The organism is Streptomyces antioxidans (assembly GCF_000968685.2).
Taxonomy (GTDB): domain Bacteria; phylum Actinomycetota; class Actinomycetes; order Streptomycetales; family Streptomycetaceae; genus Streptomyces; species Streptomyces antioxidans.
Window position 1 is genome coordinate 1 of sequence record NZ_LAKD02000005.1, and the last position, 14,602, is coordinate 14,602.

Sequence of the window (14,602 nt, forward strand, 5' to 3'; positions counted from 1 at the left end):
CGGCCAACCCAGACATCGGACTCATTCATCTAGGTGTGTCGTCCGGCGGGACGGTGGCGCCTGCGGGGGACTGTGGCGCCTGCGGCGGGCTGTTCCCCACCCCGCCCCTTCCCGAAACCGGGGCTCCGCCCCGGGCCCCGGCCGTGTCGCGGGGGAGCGCGGTCGTCCGCCGCGCGGGCGCGCCGACCGCGACCAGCGCACCAGTGGACGCGTTCACAGCGCGATGATCGGCTCGTCGCCCCCCTGGAGCCCAGGCGGGCGCGGCGAAACCAGGACCCCGCCCCCAGGCCTCGGCCGGGCAACCCTGATGCGCGTGGTCGTCCACTCGGTCGTCCGCCGCGTCGGCGTGCCCACCGCTCAGCCCGCCGACGCGAGTGCTTCACGACGGCTCATGGCGCCAGCGGCGGGCCGGGTCTGGGGCTCTCGCCCCAGATCCCGGCCGTGTCGCGGGGGCGCGGTCGGCGCCCCGGGCGGTGAGCTGATTGCCAAGCCGGGAGCGGCTGGCCCGCGCCCCTATGCGACGGGTCCTCAAGGACCCGGGGCTGCGGGCAGTGCTGACGCCCGACGGGCCTCGCCCCAGAGCCCGGCCGGGGGCCCGGGTGCGGGGGTGTCTGCTCGCTCGCTGCGCCAGTTGTGCCGACCGCGTGGTCCGACGGACACGTGGGGGATTCCCTAAACCCGGTTGCAGTTCATGGGGCCGCCGCGCCTCGGGGGCTACGGTCAACGCATCGGCGGTCACGGTCAACGCGTCGACGTGACAGCGCGTTTGGGCCCGACGAAAGAGCGTGTGAGTATGACGGCTTCCGCCACCGAGGGCGACGGCAAGCGATCGTTCACCGTGTGTGCCGGAGAGGCGAGCGGTGACCGCATACGGCTGAGCGTTTACGACATGCTCATCGGCACGGTCTATACGCCCCGCGCCTTTTTCTACCGGGAAACGCTCGACGGCGAGGCGCTGCGTGCCTCGCTCGGCCTGACGTTGCGTAACTTCCCCGTCCTTTCCGGCCGCATGAAGAAGGACCCCGACGGCGGACTCAGCGTGCTCTGCGATGACTCCGGGGTGCGTTTCGTCGAGGCACGGGCATCCGTGCCCATGCCGGACTACGGGCCCCGCCGTACGGCGAAAAAGGGGCTGGACCGCTATCTCAGTCACGCCATGCCGTTCTGGGTGGTCGACCGCGATACGCCGCTTTTCACGGTGAAGCTCACCCATATGAAAGGCGGCGGCTCCATCCTCGGGCTCACGATGAACCACGCCGTGGGCGACGGATCCAGCTATATGAGTTTCCTTCAGGCCTGGTCGCACGAGCACCGCGGCCTCGGATACGCCAAGCCCAGCCATGACCGTACGGTCATCGACGCGCTCGGTTCGTCCGCCACCGGGGACACCGGTCAGGGCTGCGCCCATCTCACGGTCACCGGGCGCGGCCAGAAGACCGCCTTCGTGGGCCGCGCCCTGCGCGGCAGCCTCGGCGGTGTGACGACGGTGACCACCCGTTTCACCGCCGCCGAGCTGACCGCCATGAAGGACGCCGCGATGGCCGACCTGGCGGGCACGGATCGTTGGGTGTCGACCAATGACGCGCTCACCGCCCATCTGTGGAAAGTGCTCGGCGCATTGCGTGACCGCCCCGATACGAGCGAGGAACGGCTCGGCCTCATCGCCGACTTCCGTTCGTTCGCCGGTGCGGCCGTACCGGATGACTACTGGGGAAACGCCGTCACCAACACCCGGCCCGGAATGACCGCCGCCGAATTGCGCTCCCGCCCACTCGGTGAGATCGCCGCGGCGGTGCGCGCGGGCTATGCGGAGAACACGGAGCAGCGGATCCGCGAGGAAGCGGCGTTCCTGTGTGCTGAACGTGACGCGGGGCGCCTCAAGCGGGTCATGACCACCATGGGCCTGGATTCGTTCGACAACACCATCGCGATCAACAACTGGTCGAAGCTGCCCTTCTATCGCATCGACTTCGGGCAGGGCGCCCCCTTCTGGTACGACTTCTCCCTCATCCCCATTCCCTGGACCGTACATATCGCGCCGACCCCGGCCGACCAGGACGGCGGCCGCGATGTGCATATCGCGCTGCCCCGCACCCAGGTCCGGGCCCTCCAGGAGCCGTCCTGGGTAGGGCGGTTCCACCGTTACGCGGATTCCGGCGAGGCCTTTCCGCTGACCTTCGCCACGGCCGGTTAAGCCTCGCTCTCCTCCTTGCCCGCGAGTTCGAACCAGACCCCCTTGGCGTACATGCCCACCGCGTCCCCCTCCGCCGTCCCCCACGCGTCGGCCAGGGCCGCCACCACCCCGAGGCCGCGGCCGTGGAGACGGTCCCCCGCGGGGAGGCAGGCGGCGGTGGGGAGCTCGGCGGAGGCGTCGTAGACCAGGACGCGGAAGCGGGGCGGCTCGATCACCACGCGCAGCATCACGGAGTCGCCCTCGGCGTGCAGAAAGGCGTTGGTGGCCAGCTCCGAGGTGCACAGCGCCGCCGTGTCGACCAGTTCCGCCTGCCCCACGGAGCTCAGGACGCAGGCGACGAAGTCCCGGCAGACCTTGGCGGAGGTCGCGTGCCGACTGCTCTGCAGGGTGTAGACGTACGGATCCGTGGAGGGAACGGGCGGGCGGCGTGGGGGACGGTCGTCGGACTCGTGATCGGAATCCATGGGGCAACTCCCTGTGAGGGGGCCGACAGCGCGCGTTACCGTTACGGCGATCAACGCGTAGTAGCGGCAACGGCACCTACGGTAGAGGCTGGCACCTAACTAGTGCCACCAGATCGTCGAAATTAGTGAGTAGATAGACCCATTCGTGGTCACACGCCACACTGGGTGACGACCCACGAGGAAGGCAGGCATGGCTTCGAGGACCACCATCACGGCACGTCAGCGCCGACTTGGCACGGAGCTTCGAAGGATGCGCGAGCACGCGGGTCTCACCATCCAGGAAGCGGCCGACCGGCTGGGCACGAACCGCTCGCATGTCACCAATATGGAGCTGGCCCGATTCGGCGTCAGCGAAGAGCGCGTACGCACACTCGCCGCCAACTACGCCTGCCCGGACCAGGCGTACGTCGAGGCGCTGGTCGCGATGGCGACCGAGCGCAAGCGCGGGTGGTGGGAGGAGTACCGGGGGACGCTCGGCGCCGCCGGTCTCGATCTGGCGGAACTGGAGTACTTCGCCACGAGCCTGCGCGTCGTGGAACTGATGCACATCCCAGGACTCCTGCAGACCGAGGACTACGCCCGGTCGGTACTGAGCACAGCCGTCCCCGGCTGGTCGCCGACGGAACTCCGCCGAAGGCTCTCCCACCGCATGAAGCGCCGGGACATCCTGGATCGGGACCAGCCGCCATCCTGCACATTCATCATCCACGAAACCGCACTCCGCGTACGGTTCGGCGATCAGCGCGTGCTGTGCGCGCAGCTCGACAGCCTGCTGGAGTCCTCGGAGCGCCCGAACGTCTCCGTCCGGGTCGTCCCGATCGCGGCCGGAGGTTTCCACCTCGCGGGCATCTCCGTCACTTACGCCACGGGTCCGGTGCCGCAGTTGGATACCGTTCAACTCGACGTCGCGCAGGACGCGGCGTTCCTTGACGGGGAGTCCCAGCTTCTGAACTACCGGGCGGTCATGGACCGGACCGAAGAGCTGGCTTTGTCCGAGAAGGAGTCACGTGACTTCATCCGCGAGACCGTTCAACAGATGTGAGGGCGAAGGAATGTCCGAGATCAACTGGCGCAAGTCGTCCTACTCCGGTGCGGGGGACGGGAACTCCTGCATAGAGCTCGCCCTCATAGGCACCACCGTCGCCCTCCGCGAGAGCGATGACCCCCGTACGGTCCTCACCACGAGCCCCGCGAGGCTGGGAGCCCTGCTCCGGTCGATCAAGGTGGGCGCGCTCGATCACCTCGCGGCGGTGCCGGAGGCGTAACGGACCTACGTCCAGGGGACCAGGCGAGGCCCCCACCATCAGCGGAAGCCGGTAGCAGGGCTCCGGCGTTACGGTCGACAGCATGGAACACGCCGCCCGTATCGCCCTTGACCTCGACGCCTATCTGACGCGTATCGGCTGGACGGGCGACCGGCGCCCCGCCCCCACCGTGGAGACGCTGCGGGCGGTGCATCGGGCGCACCTCACGTCCATTCCGTTCGAGAACCTCGACCCCCTCCTCGGCTCGGCCCCCTCCCTCGCCGTCCCCGACCTCGAGGCCAAGCTGGTGCGCGGTCGGCGCGGCGGTTACTGCTACGAGCACAACACGCTGCTGACCGCCGCCCTCACCGCCCTCGGCTTCCGGGTCACCGGCCTCACCGCACGCGTCCGGGTCGGAGCGGCCCCCGGGGCGGTCCGTCCGCGCACCCATATGCTGCTGCTGGTCGGGGTCCCGGGCGAGGAGCGGCGTCAGGTCGCCGACGTGGGCTTCGGCAGCGTCGGCGGCCTCCTGGAGGCGGTGCCGCTCGTCGCCGACACCGAGTTCCACGACGGCACCCGCCGCCACCGCTACGTCCGCGAGCCGCACCCGGAGGGGCTGGAGGACCTATGGGTGTTCCAGGCGTTCCTCGACGGCTCCTGGCAGGACCAGTACGCCTTCACCCGCGAGCCGTTCGACGCGTCCGACTACGAGGTCATCAACTGGCACGTCGCCACCAATCCGCGCTCGCCCTTCCGGCACACCCTCTTCGTCCAGCGCACCGCCCTCGACCACCATCTCCACCTGTGGGGGCGGACCCTCATCGGCACGCGGCCCGATGGCACCCGTAAGGAGCGCGAACTCGCCGACAACGACGAGGTGCTGCACGTTCTCGCCGCCGACTTCGGCATCGAGCCGCCTCCGGGAACGGCTCTGCCGGGCTGACGGCACAGGAGTTGACCCGGGTGACTCTCCACACCGGCCCCGCTCATGGCACGATCATCCCGCTAGTGGGCCGATGGGAGGGTGGCAGGGACGGATGGAACATGAGTAAAGACAAACTGTCCGTATCGGACCAGGATCTGTCGGATCTCATCAAAGACCTTGAGGGAATGCTCAGTTACCTTGAGGAACAGATCGAGCGTCTTGGCCAGCTGCGGCAGTCGATGGACCCCGACGATCACAAGGGCCCGGCCGCCGCGGCGTACAAGAAGCTGGAGCGCGACGCCTATACGGGCGCCGTGCGGGTCAGGCAACTGCTGACCCGCATCGAGGAGGTGGCCAAGGAGCGCGGGGAGAGTCCGGGCGAGCGGTACGAGGAACTGCGGACCCGCTTTCAGTCGTTGCAGAAACCGTCGTCGGACGGACCGCCGTCGGAGCAGTCCTCGGAGGGGCCTTCGGGGAAGCCCTCGGCGTAGCCCGCGTCCGGACCGTACGCGTCCGGACCGCCGGTGTCGGGGCGGAGGGGGCGGAGTTCGCGGCCGACCAGACGGTAGTAGTCGATCGCCTTGGCCATGCCGAGTGCCCCGGCGGCCGCGAAGACCAGGCCGATACCGGCGACGGTGCCCACGCTCTCCGTGCCGACGTCCGAGAAGGCGGCGAACCCGCCCAGCGCCAGCCCCAGGCAGGCCAGCACGATGGACGGGCCCAGCCACAGCAGCGCGCCGCCGGAGACCCGCCAGTGCGGCAGCGTCTGGGGATCCCGCTCCAGCTCCGCCCAGTCGCGGAGACACGCGCCCACGAAGACATCGCGCCGGATGCCGGAGGCCACCCCGAGGCTGGAGGGGACCGTGGCGCCCAGGGCGAGACCCAGGAAGATCACGCCCAGTACGTGCTCGATGATCTCGCCCTTCACCAGGAACTGGAACCCAGAGACCGCGAGGCTCCACCCCAGCGCGAAGACGAGCGTGGACAGCCACAGCAGCAGCGCCCGGTGCGGCGCCAGATACCACCGCGCCAGCGCCCCCATCGCCCGCGCGCGCTCATCGAGCAGCCCGGCGCGGTCCTTCCACGGCCGCTCGTCCGGGGCGGGCGGCGGTGGCGGAAGCGGAAGCCGAAGCTCGTTGGGCGGCGTCATGACGTCCTTCCTCATGGCACTCGTGGCACTCGTGGCATCGCGCCGTACGCCGACGCAGTGTCTCAGCTCTTCGGTGGTGGCCTGGCCTTTTCGGCTTGACCTTCTCACTTGTGTGAGGGTTTCACGATGTCCATCGCGCGAAGCCGAACCGCCGTACAGCCGGGCCGTAGAGCTGAGCCGTACGGCTAAGCCGCACAGATGAGGTGATCCCTGATGGACCATCAGCTCTTCGACTACAGCCCCATCGTCGAACGCCCCCCGATCCACTGGCCCGACGGCGCCCGGGTGGCCTTCTACGTCGGGCTGAACGTCGAGCACTACGAGATCGACCGCCCCTCGACCAGCATCTTCCCCGACACCAGGGCGCTGGCCCCCGATCCGCTGAACTACGGATGGCGGGACTACGGGCCCCGGGTCGGGATCTGGCGGCTGATCGAGAGCCTGGACCGGCACCAGGTGCGGGCGAGCGTGATGCTCAACTCCGATGTCGCCGAGCGCTATCCCCAGATCATCCGGGCCGGGCGGGAGCGGAACTGGGTGTGGGCGGCGCACGGCAAGAACAACTCGACCCTCCAGGCGGACATGTCCCCCGAAGAGGAGCGCGCCTACCTCACCGAGGTGATCGGCACCATCGAGGGGGCCACCGGCCGCAGGCCGCGCGGCTGGCTGGGACCGGCGCTGACGGAGACCTTCCGCACCCCGGAGCTCCTGGCCGAGCTGGGGCTGCGGTACGTGCTGGACTGGGCCAACGACGACCAGCCGTACCGGCTGAACGTGCCGGGGATGCTGAGCGTGCCGTATTCGATCGAGGTCAACGACATCCAGCTGTTCGTCGGCAAGAGCCTCAGCGGGCCGGAGTTCGTCCGGATCGTCAAGGACCAGCTCGACCAGCTCTACGCCGACTCGGCCAGCAGTGGGCGGGTGATGTCGCTGGTGCTGCATCCGTTCGTGATCAGCCAGCCCTTCCGGCACCGGTATGTGGACCAGGCACTGGAGTACGTGGTGAACCACCCCGGGGTGTGGGTGACGACCAGCGACGAGATCGCCGAGCACTACTCAGCGGCCCACTCGGGGGTGTCCGGTGTAGGTGCGTAACCGGGGCCGCGCCCCGGACCCCTGGGGTCCGGGGTGGAGCCCCTGCCACGCCGCGGGTTAACGGGTGAGGAGCTCCCGCAGCGCCTTGGCGATGTCGACGGGCGCCTCCTCGGCCATGAAGTGGCCGTAGCCGACGGTGTAGTGCTCCAGGTCGTCGGCCCAGGCGCGCCACAGCGCCGCCGCGTCATAGCCGAGGGCGGCGCCCCAGTCCTGCTGGATGACGCTGAGCGGCATCGTCAGCCGGCGTCCGCCGTCCCGGTCGGCCCGGTCGTGGTCGAGGTCGATACCGGCGGAGGCGCGGTAGTCGGCCACGATCGACGGCACCGCGGCGCGGCAGGCGTCCAGATAGGCGGTACGGACCTCGGCGGGGATGGCCCGCGGGTCGCCCGCCCAGAGGTCGAGGAAGTGGCCGAAGAAGTCGTCGGGGCAGGCGGCGATCATCCGCTCGGGCAGCCCCGGGGGCTGGGCCATCAGGAAGAGGTGGAAGCCCACGGCGGCGGTGGTGCCGTGCAGCACGTCCCACATGTCGAGGGTCGGCAGCACGTCCAGGCAGGCGAGGTGGGTGATCGTGTCGGGGTGGTCGAGTCCCGCCCGGAAGGCGACCAGGGCGCCGCGGTCGTGACCGGCCAGCGCGAAGCGGTCATGCCCGAGCTCGCGGGCCAGGGCGAGGATGTCGGCGGCCATGGTGCGCTTGGCGTAGGCGGTGGGGTCGGCGCCCGTCTCGGCATTGGTGTCGGCGTCGGGGTCGGGGTCGGGGTCGGCGTTGGCCGCCGGTTTGTCGCTGGCGCCGTAGCCGCGCAGGTCGGGACAGATCACGGTGTGATCGGCGGCGAGGTCCGCGGCCACGTGCCGCCACATGAGGTGGGTCTGCGGGAAGCCGTGCAACAGGACGATGGGGCTGCCCGAGCCCCCGACGGCCACGTTCAGGGAGACGCGGTCGGCGACGGGGACGCGGCGGTAGTCGAAGCCGGGAATGACTAGGGCCATGGGTGAGCGCGCTTTCTGTAGAGGGCCGGGCGACCGGATGACGTAAGCGAACAGGTGGTGGCTGTCAGCCTGCCGGGTGCGGATGAGCATCCGATCAGCGCGCTACGGTGACCGCATGCGGGTCGGTTTCGGAGTATTGGGGCCGGTGGTGGCCTGGGACGCGCACGCCGACGCGGACGCCGACGCCGACGGGCGCGTGATCGCGCTCAAGGGGCCACGGCACCGCGCGGTGCTGGCCAGGCTGATCGTCGCCCGCCGCCGCGTCGTACCCGTCTCCCGGCTGATCGAGGACCTGTGGACGGTGCCGCCGCCGGGCGCGGTGGGCGCGGTGCGTACGTTCGTGGCCGCGCTGCGGCGGGCGCTGGAGCCGCAGCGCCCGCCGCGCGCCCCGGCCCGGCTGCTGGTCACCCAGGGACCGGGGTACGCGCTGCGGGCCGACGCCGATGCGGTGGACGCGTGGCGCTTCGAGCGGGACGTGGCCGACGCCGCGGCCCTGCGCCCGGACGGTGCGCTGCCCCGGCTGGAGGAGGCGCTGAGCCGGTGGCGAGGGCCCGCGTACGCGGAGTTCGCCGACGAGGGCTGGGCCCGGGGCGAGCGCTCCCGGCTGGCGGAGCTGCGGCTGTACGCCGTCGAGCGGCAGGCGGACGCCCGGCTGGCGCTGGGCCGGGCCGCCGAGGCGGTGCCTGACCTGGAGGCGCATCTGGCCGAGCACCCCTGGCGGGAGGGCGCCTGGCGGGCGCTGGCCCTCGCGCTGTACCGCACCGGCCGCCAGGGCGACGCGCTGGCGGTACTGCGCCGGGCCCGGACGCTGCTGGTCGAGCGGCTGGGCCTGGACCCCGGCCCGGAGCTGCGCCGCCTGGAGGCGGACATCCTCGGCCAGGCGCCCCACCTCGACCCCACCACGGTGCGGGGCGGCGCGGCGGCCCAGGTGTGGGCGGAGGCGACCGCCGCGTACGACCGCACCGTGGCGTCCGGCGCCCGCACCCGCCTGGAGTCGACGGTCGCTCTGCTCCGCGACCTCTCGATGACCGGTGGCGGCGGCCTGCTGGCGGCCCGGCGACAACGCGTGGCGGCCGTCGCGGCGGCGGAAGAACTGGGCGACCCCGAACTGACCGCCCGGGTGATCGGCGCCTACGACGTCCCCGCGATCTGGACCCGCCTGGACGACCCGGAACAGGCGGCGTCGATCGTAAGAGCAGCCGAACGCACCCTGGCCGCCCTGGCGGCCGACTCCCCGACCGGCGGTACGGCCGCCTTCCCGGCCAACTCCGGCCCGCCCCGGCTCGGTGCCCCCGGCTTCCACCCCCTCGGCAGGGGGGCAAGGGATCCCGACGCCCCCAGCCACGAGGCCCCCGGCGGCGAGGCGCCCAGCCGGGACGCGCCCGGCCCCGGCACGCCCGGCCGCGAGACGCCCAGGGCCGAGGCAATCGGCCCAATCGGCCCCGAAGCACCGGGCCACCACGTACACGGCGGCGAGGTCCCCGAACATCGCACGCCCGGCCGCGAGACGCCCAACCACGACGCGCTGGGCCGCGAAACGCCCAGCCAGAACGCGCCCGGCCGCCAGACGCCCAACCACGACGCGCCCGGCTACGACGCGCCCAGGGGCGAGGCAATCGGCCCCGAAGCACCGGGCCACCACGTACACGGCCAGTGCGCCCCCGGACATCGCGCGCCCAGCCAGGACGCGCCTGCGTACGCGGCAAACGGCCGCGGCGCGCCCAGCCCCGACGCCCCCGCGCACGACGCGCCCAGCCATGAGTCGAGCGGCCATGATGCGATTCGGGCGCGGCTGTTGGCGACGATCGCCGTGGAGTCGCGGGGTGGGCGGTCCGATCGGGGGCGGCAGGCGGCTCGGCAGGCGGAGGCGATCGCTCGGCGGCTGGACGATCCCGGGCTGCTGGCGTTCGCGCTGAACGGCGTCTTCATGCAGAGCTTCGAGCGTGCGGGGCTGGCGCCGCACCGGGACGCCACCGGGGCCGAGCTGATCGCCCTCGCGGCGCGGCACGGGCTGGTCGCCTTCGAGGTGCTCGGCCGTCTCATCCGGCTCCAAGCCCACAGCGCGTTCGGGGACTTCGCGGCGGCCGACCGGCACGCGGCCGCCGCCGAGCGTCTGGGCGAGCGCCATGAGCGGCCGCTGGTGGGGGTGTTCACCGCGTGGTACCGGGCGCTGCGGCTGGCCGCGACGGGGCGGCCGGACGAGGCCGAGGTCGAGGCGGCGTACCGGGACGCCGCCGCGCGGCTGGACGGCGCCGGGATGCCCGGTATGGAACGCGGTCTGCTGCCCCTCGCGCTGCTCTGTCTGCGCGTGGAGCGGGGGCGGCCCGCCCCGACCGGCGCGGACCTCGACTGGGGGCCGTACGCGCCCTGGGCCCGCCCGCTGGTGCTGCTGGCCCGGGACCGCCGTGCCGAGGCCGCGGCGGCGCTGCGCACGGTTCCGGAGCCGCCCCGCGATCTGCTGCTTGAGGCCCTGTGGTGCCTCACCGGGCGGGCGGCCATCGCCGTCGGCGACCGGGAGACGATCGCGCGCGCCCACGCGGCGCTGGCCCCTGCGGCGGCCGAACTCGCTGGCGCGGGCAGCGGCCTGCTCACCCTGGGCCCGGTCTCCCGGCACCTGACCGATCTGGCCGAGGCCCTGCGATAAGGGCACGGCTGGGCTGCCGTTACGGCTGCGGGGTGTGCGGCGGATCTCTCCCCTCCCCGCCCCTTCCCGATACCAGGGGCTCCGCCCCTGGACCCCGGGCTCTGGGGCGAGGCCCCGGCCCGGGGTCTGAGGCAGGCCCCGGGCCGGGGTCTGGGACGGAGCCCCGGCCCGGGGTCCTAGGCAGGGCCCCGCCCCGGGATCTGGCGCGGGCTCCCGCCCCGGCGTCTGGCGGGCTCCCGGGCCGAGGTCTGGAGCGGAGCCCCAGCCCGGAGCCTGGAGCGGAGCCCCGGCTCGGGGTCTGGGCGGGGGCCCGGGCCGGGGGCTGGGGCGGAGACCCAGTTTCGGGAAGGGGCGGGGAGGGGAGATCAGCTCGCCGCAGGCGTCACGATCCGCCGGACGCCCTAGCCCCCGTCCGGTACCGTCTCGAAGCGCCAGCGGTGGACCGCTCGACGCGCCAAGTCCTCCCCCGGCTCGGGGAGTTCCGGCAGGCCCTGGGTGTCGTAGGCGCCGTCCCACCAGGTGATCACGAGGACGCGGTCCTCGGGTGCGCGGAAGGTTTCGCGGCGGAGTGGGGGCGGGTCGAGGGGCTGTTGGGTGGCCCAGGTCAGGAGCTCCTCGCCCTTTCCGGCCACGGCCCGGGCCTCCCACATCAACGCGACGGTCATGCGTACAGGTTCTTCCGGCTCAACTCGTGCACATGGTCGTGGGAATGGGAATGGTGGGGGGCGGAGTCCGCGTCCGGGGCCGGGACGTGGGGGTCCGTCACCGGGAGGGACGAGTCGGCCGACAGGTCCCACGCCGACGCCGACCGCCCCCGCGCCACCATCTCCGCGCCGAGCGCCGCGACCATCGCCCCGTTGTCCGTGCACAGCTTCGGCCGCGGCACCCGCAGGGTGAGCCCCGCGTCCTCGCAGCGACGCTCGGCCATCGCCCGCAGCCGGGAGTTGGCGGCGACGCCGCCGCCGATCATCAGGTGCTCCACGCCCTCGTCCTTGCAGGCGCGAACGGCCTTGCGGGTCAGCACGTCCACGACCGCCTCCTGGAAGGAGGCCGAGACATCGGCGATCGGGACCTCCTCGCCCGCCGCCCGCTTCGCCTCGATCCAGCGGGCGACGGCGGTCTTCAGCCCCGAGAAGGAGAAGTCGTACGCGGCGTCCCGCGGACCGGTCAGCCCGCGCGGGAAGGCGATCGCGTCCGGGTCGCCCTCGCGGGCGATGCGGTCGATGACGGGGCCGCCCGGGAAGCCCAGGTTCAGCACCCGGGCGATCTTGTCGAACGCCTCGCCCGCCGCGTCGTCGATGGTCGAGCCCAGCGGGCGGACGTCGGCGGTGATGTCGGGCGCGAGCAGCAGCGACGAGTGGCCGCCGCTCACCAGCAGCGCCATCGTCGGCTCGGGCAGCGGACCGTGCTCCAGCTGGTCGACGCAGATGTGGGAGGCGAGGTGGTTGACGCCGTACAGCGGCTTGCCCAGGGCGTAGGCGTACGCCTTGGCGGCCGAGACGCCGACCAGCAGCGCGCCCGCGAGCCCGGGGCCCGCGGTGACGGCGACGCCGTCGAGGTCGGAGGCGGCGACCCCGGCCTCCTTCAGCGCGCGCTGGATCGTGGGGACCATCGCCTCCAGATGGGCGCGGCTGGCGACCTCGGGGACGACGCCGCCGAAGCGGGCGTGCTCGTCCACGCTGGAGGCGACGGCGTCGGCGAGGAGGGTGTGGCCGCGGACGATGCCGACGCCGGTCTCGTCGCAGGAGGTCTCGATGCCGAGGACGAGGGGTTCGTCAGCCATGGGTCTCGGTTCCTTGTACTGGGGTCGTGGGGTCCGTGGGGTCCGTGGGGTTCGCCGTGGGCGTGGGCAACGCGGGCGGCGCGGGCTCGCCGTCCGCCGCGATCGCGGCAGCGCTCGCCGTCCCCGTACTCGCCGTCGCCGGGTCGGCCAGCCGCATCACCAGGGCGTCCACATTGCCGGGCTGGTAGTAGCCCTTGCGTATGCCGATCGGCTCGAAGCCGAAGCGCTCGTACAGCCGCTGGGCGCGGCCGTTGTCCACCCGTACCTCCAGCAGCACCTCACGGCACTCGAAGGCGGTGGCGGCCGTAAGGAGGTCGGTGAGGAGGCGGGCGCCGAGGCCGGTGCCCCAGTGGTCGCGGGCGGCGGCGATGGTCTGGACGTCGCCCGTACGGTCGACGACCGCGAGCCCGGCGTACCCGACCAGCCGGGGCCCGCTCTCCGCCACCACATAGTGACGGGTCGCGTCCCGCCCCCGGGCATGCGCGAGCTCGGACCAGAACATCCCCGGCGACCAGGCGTCCTCGGGGAACAGCTCCTCCTCGAGCGCCATCACCCGCTCCAGGTCCCACCAGCGCATCTCGCGCAGGGTCACGGCCGTCGTGCCGGTGCCGGTGCCGGTCACTTCGGGGTGACCACCTTGTAGTTGGCGGGCACCTTGGCGTCGGGGCGGCGCAGATACAGCGGCCGGGGCGGCGGCAGCTCCTCGCCGCGCGCCAGCTTCCCGGCGGCGAGCGAGGCGAGCGCCCCGGCCGACTGGTGCTCCGGCATCGCGGGCGGTACGTCGGCGAAGGCCGCCGGGTAGAGCAGCGCGCCCGCGCCGACCGCGGGCAGCCCTGCCACCCGCTCGGCGAGATCCGCGGGGTGGTCGACGGCGGGCTCGGTGACGCGGGTACGGGCGTCGTCATAGCGCGCCCAGTAGACCTCCTTGCGCCGCGCGTCCGTGGCCACGACGAAGGGGCCCTCCAGACCGGCCTGCCCGGCGGCGTACGCGATCCCGTCCAGCGTGCACAGCCCGTGGACGGGGACGCCGAGGGCCGACCCGAAGGTGGCCGCGGTCACCAGGCCCACGCGCAGGCCGGTGTACGGGCCGGGGCCGGTGCCGACGACGATCTCCGTCACCGCGCCAAGCTCGGTGCCCGCGGCTTTCAGCGTCCGGTGTACGGCGGGCAACAACAGCTCGCCGTGGCGCCGGGCGTCCACGTCCGAGGACTCGGCGATCACTGCGGAGCCGTCGTGCAGGGCGACGGTCACGGCGGGGGTGGCGGTATCAAGAGCGAGCAGCAGCACGAGAACAGCCTACGGCGCGCCGGGAGGCCGGTGATTCGTACCGGCATTGGTACCGGCCCCGGTACAGGTACCGGTACCGGCTTTCGTACCGAGGGTGGAACAGCTCGGCCACCGGACGCCCGGAGCGCGGCCGGGCGGCGCGCGCCGGTGCTACCGTCACCGTAAGTGCGTACGGGCCGTCAGCACGTACTGACCGCAGGAGAGGGAAGCCGCCGTGCCAAGGAGCAGTACCGGGCCAGCTGTGGCCGTACTCACCGCCGCCGCGCTGGGCGTCGTCGGGTTCCTCGGCTACCAGGCCGCGGCGACCGCGCCCGACCACCCGACCCAGGCCCGGCCGGGGTCGCACTCCGCCGAGTCCAAGAAGAAGGACAAGGACGACGCTGGGGCGAAGAAGAAGTCCACCGCCCTCCCGGCCCGCTCCGGCACCGGCGTACGGGTCGTCTACGCCCTCGGCGACAAGCGGGTCTGGCTGGTCGGCGCCGACGGCAAGGCCAGCCGCACCTTCGAGGTGGGCCCCAGCCCGGCCAGCCCCGACCCGGGGACCTACGCGGTGACCTCGCGCAACAAGGGCGGGGTCGGCTCTGACGGAGTGCAGGTCGAGCACGTCGTCGTCTTCCACTCGGAAGGGGGGGTCGTGTTCGGTTTCAGCGCGGCGGTGGACGGGTCGATGCCGGACCCGAACGCGCGCAAGCGGACCGGGGCCGTCCGGGAGAGCCGGGCGGATGGTGCGGCGATGTGGGAGTTCGCGCAGGTGGACGTGAAGGTGGTCGTCGTCCCCTAGCGGACCCGGAGGACCCGGAGGACCCGGAGGACGTGGCCAGCCAGCTGA

15 protein-coding genes are annotated in these 14,602 nt (G+C 72.5%); 8 read left to right on the plus strand and 7 right to left on the minus strand.

All coding sequences use genetic code 11. The features are described from left to right. The first annotated feature begins 793 nt into the window (after positions 1-793). Positions 794-2,194 carry an acyltransferase gene (locus tag VT50_RS03830; RefSeq protein WP_158083184.1) on the plus strand — a complete coding sequence of 467 codons (1,401 nt, stop codon included), beginning with the start codon at positions 794-796 and terminating at the stop codon, positions 2,192-2,194. Here the strand turns inward: VT50_RS03830 and VT50_RS03835 are convergent. Then, a complete protein-coding gene (locus VT50_RS03835; protein WP_079343761.1) occupies positions 2,191-2,658 on the minus strand; it encodes an ATP-binding protein in 468 nt (155 codons plus the stop codon). The genes VT50_RS03830 and VT50_RS03835 overlap by 4 nt on opposite strands. Positions 2,659-2,848: 190 nt before the next feature. Between VT50_RS03835 and VT50_RS03840 the strand changes: the two genes are divergently transcribed. From VT50_RS03840 to VT50_RS03855, 4 genes are all read left to right on the plus strand, one after another. Beyond that, the gene (locus VT50_RS03840) at positions 2,849-3,700 is read left to right on the plus strand and encodes a Scr1 family TA system antitoxin-like transcriptional regulator (RefSeq protein WP_079343762.1); all 852 of its coding nucleotides are present in this window, start codon (positions 2,849-2,851) and stop codon (positions 3,698-3,700) included. Positions 3,701-3,710: 10 nt separating this feature from the next. Then, positions 3,711-3,923 (plus strand): DUF397 domain-containing protein, encoded by a 213-nt coding sequence (locus tag VT50_RS03845; RefSeq protein ID WP_046091080.1) that lies wholly within the window; start codon positions 3,711-3,713, stop codon positions 3,921-3,923. 82 nt (positions 3,924-4,005) lie between these two features. Next, entirely contained in the window at positions 4,006-4,845 is an 840-nt protein-coding gene (locus VT50_RS03850; RefSeq protein WP_079343763.1) for an arylamine N-acetyltransferase family protein, read from the plus strand. A gap of 101 nt (positions 4,846-4,946) precedes the next feature. Then, the gene (locus VT50_RS03855; protein WP_075200586.1) at positions 4,947-5,318 is read left to right on the plus strand and encodes a hypothetical protein; all 372 of its coding nucleotides are present in this window, start codon (positions 4,947-4,949) and stop codon (positions 5,316-5,318) included. Here the strand turns inward: VT50_RS03855 and VT50_RS03860 are convergent. Further along, the gene (locus tag VT50_RS03860; RefSeq protein WP_046090802.1) at positions 5,237-5,977 is read right to left on the minus strand and encodes a hypothetical protein; all 741 of its coding nucleotides are present in this window, start codon (positions 5,975-5,977) and stop codon (positions 5,237-5,239) included. The genes VT50_RS03855 and VT50_RS03860 overlap by 82 nt on opposite strands. A 213-nt stretch (positions 5,978-6,190) precedes the next feature. On the opposite strand from VT50_RS03860, the gene VT50_RS03865 reads away from it, so the two are divergent. Next, a complete protein-coding gene (locus tag VT50_RS03865) occupies positions 6,191-7,072 on the plus strand; it encodes a polysaccharide deacetylase family protein (RefSeq protein ID WP_079343764.1) in 882 nt (293 codons plus the stop codon). A gap of 57 nt (positions 7,073-7,129) precedes the next feature. On the opposite strand, the gene VT50_RS03870 is transcribed toward VT50_RS03865, so the two are convergent. Continuing rightward, entirely contained in the window at positions 7,130-8,059 is a 930-nt protein-coding gene (locus VT50_RS03870) for an alpha/beta fold hydrolase (protein WP_079343765.1), read from the minus strand. A 115-nt stretch (positions 8,060-8,174) separates the two neighbouring features. On the opposite strand from VT50_RS03870, the gene VT50_RS03875 reads away from it, so the two are divergent. Beyond that, positions 8,175-10,703 carry an AfsR/SARP family transcriptional regulator gene (locus VT50_RS03875; protein ID WP_079343766.1) on the plus strand — a complete coding sequence of 843 codons (2,529 nt, stop codon included), beginning with the start codon at positions 8,175-8,177 and terminating at the stop codon, positions 10,701-10,703. Between the two features lie 401 nt (positions 10,704-11,104). On the opposite strand, the gene VT50_RS03880 is transcribed toward VT50_RS03875, so the two are convergent. Genes VT50_RS03880 through tsaB form a run of 4 tightly spaced genes read right to left on the minus strand, consistent with a single transcriptional unit; the run spans position 11,105 to position 13,773 of the window. Next, complete coding sequence (locus VT50_RS03880; protein ID WP_046086880.1) at positions 11,105-11,368, minus strand: hypothetical protein; 264 nt, start codon at positions 11,366-11,368, stop codon at positions 11,105-11,107. Further along, positions 11,365-12,486 (minus strand): tRNA (adenosine(37)-N6)-threonylcarbamoyltransferase complex transferase subunit TsaD, encoded by a 1,122-nt coding sequence (gene tsaD / locus VT50_RS03885; protein ID WP_046086879.1) that lies wholly within the window; start codon positions 12,484-12,486, stop codon positions 11,365-11,367. The genes VT50_RS03880 and tsaD overlap by 4 nt, the downstream gene beginning before the upstream one ends. Further along, positions 12,479-13,063 (minus strand): ribosomal protein S18-alanine N-acetyltransferase, encoded by a 585-nt coding sequence (rimI, locus tag VT50_RS03890; RefSeq protein ID WP_046086886.1) that lies wholly within the window; start codon positions 13,061-13,063, stop codon positions 12,479-12,481. Before rimI ends, tsaD begins: the two co-directional genes overlap by 8 nt. Before the next feature lie 41 nt (positions 13,064-13,104). Beyond that, on the minus strand, positions 13,105-13,773 hold the full coding sequence (tsaB, locus tag VT50_RS03895) for a tRNA (adenosine(37)-N6)-threonylcarbamoyltransferase complex dimerization subunit type 1 TsaB (RefSeq protein WP_046086878.1): 669 nt from the start codon (positions 13,771-13,773) through the stop codon (positions 13,105-13,107). 241 nt (positions 13,774-14,014) lie between these two features. On the opposite strand from tsaB, the gene VT50_RS03900 reads away from it, so the two are divergent. Further along, entirely contained in the window at positions 14,015-14,554 is a 540-nt protein-coding gene (locus tag VT50_RS03900) for a hypothetical protein (protein ID WP_046086877.1), read from the plus strand. Positions 14,555-14,602: the final 48 nt, after the last annotated feature.

Bases quoted from the DNA above. Each gene is read 5' to 3' on its own strand.
- VT50_RS03830 (WP_158083184.1), top strand. From the start codon at position 794: ATGACGGCTTCCGCCACCGAGGGCGACGGCAAGCGATCGTTCACCGTG.
- VT50_RS03835 (WP_079343761.1), bottom strand. From the start codon at position 2,658: ATGGATTCCGATCACGAGTCCGACGACCGTCCCCCACGCCGCCCGCCC.
- VT50_RS03840 (WP_079343762.1), top strand. From the start codon at position 2,849: ATGGCTTCGAGGACCACCATCACGGCACGTCAGCGCCGACTTGGCACG.
- VT50_RS03845 (WP_046091080.1), top strand. From the start codon at position 3,711: ATGTCCGAGATCAACTGGCGCAAGTCGTCCTACTCCGGTGCGGGGGAC.
- VT50_RS03850 (WP_079343763.1), top strand. From the start codon at position 4,006: ATGGAACACGCCGCCCGTATCGCCCTTGACCTCGACGCCTATCTGACG.
- VT50_RS03855 (WP_075200586.1), top strand. From the start codon at position 4,947: ATGAGTAAAGACAAACTGTCCGTATCGGACCAGGATCTGTCGGATCTC.
- VT50_RS03860 (WP_046090802.1), bottom strand. From the start codon at position 5,977: ATGACGCCGCCCAACGAGCTTCGGCTTCCGCTTCCGCCACCGCCGCCC.
- VT50_RS03865 (WP_079343764.1), top strand. From the start codon at position 6,191: ATGGACCATCAGCTCTTCGACTACAGCCCCATCGTCGAACGCCCCCCG.
- VT50_RS03870 (WP_079343765.1), bottom strand. From the start codon at position 8,059: ATGGCCCTAGTCATTCCCGGCTTCGACTACCGCCGCGTCCCCGTCGCC.
- VT50_RS03875 (WP_079343766.1), top strand. From the start codon at position 8,175: ATGCGGGTCGGTTTCGGAGTATTGGGGCCGGTGGTGGCCTGGGACGCG.
- VT50_RS03880 (WP_046086880.1), bottom strand. From the start codon at position 11,368: ATGACCGTCGCGTTGATGTGGGAGGCCCGGGCCGTGGCCGGAAAGGGC.
- tsaD (WP_046086879.1), bottom strand. From the start codon at position 12,486: ATGGCTGACGAACCCCTCGTCCTCGGCATCGAGACCTCCTGCGACGAG.
- rimI (WP_046086886.1), bottom strand. From the start codon at position 13,063: ATGCGCTGGTGGGACCTGGAGCGGGTGATGGCGCTCGAGGAGGAGCTG.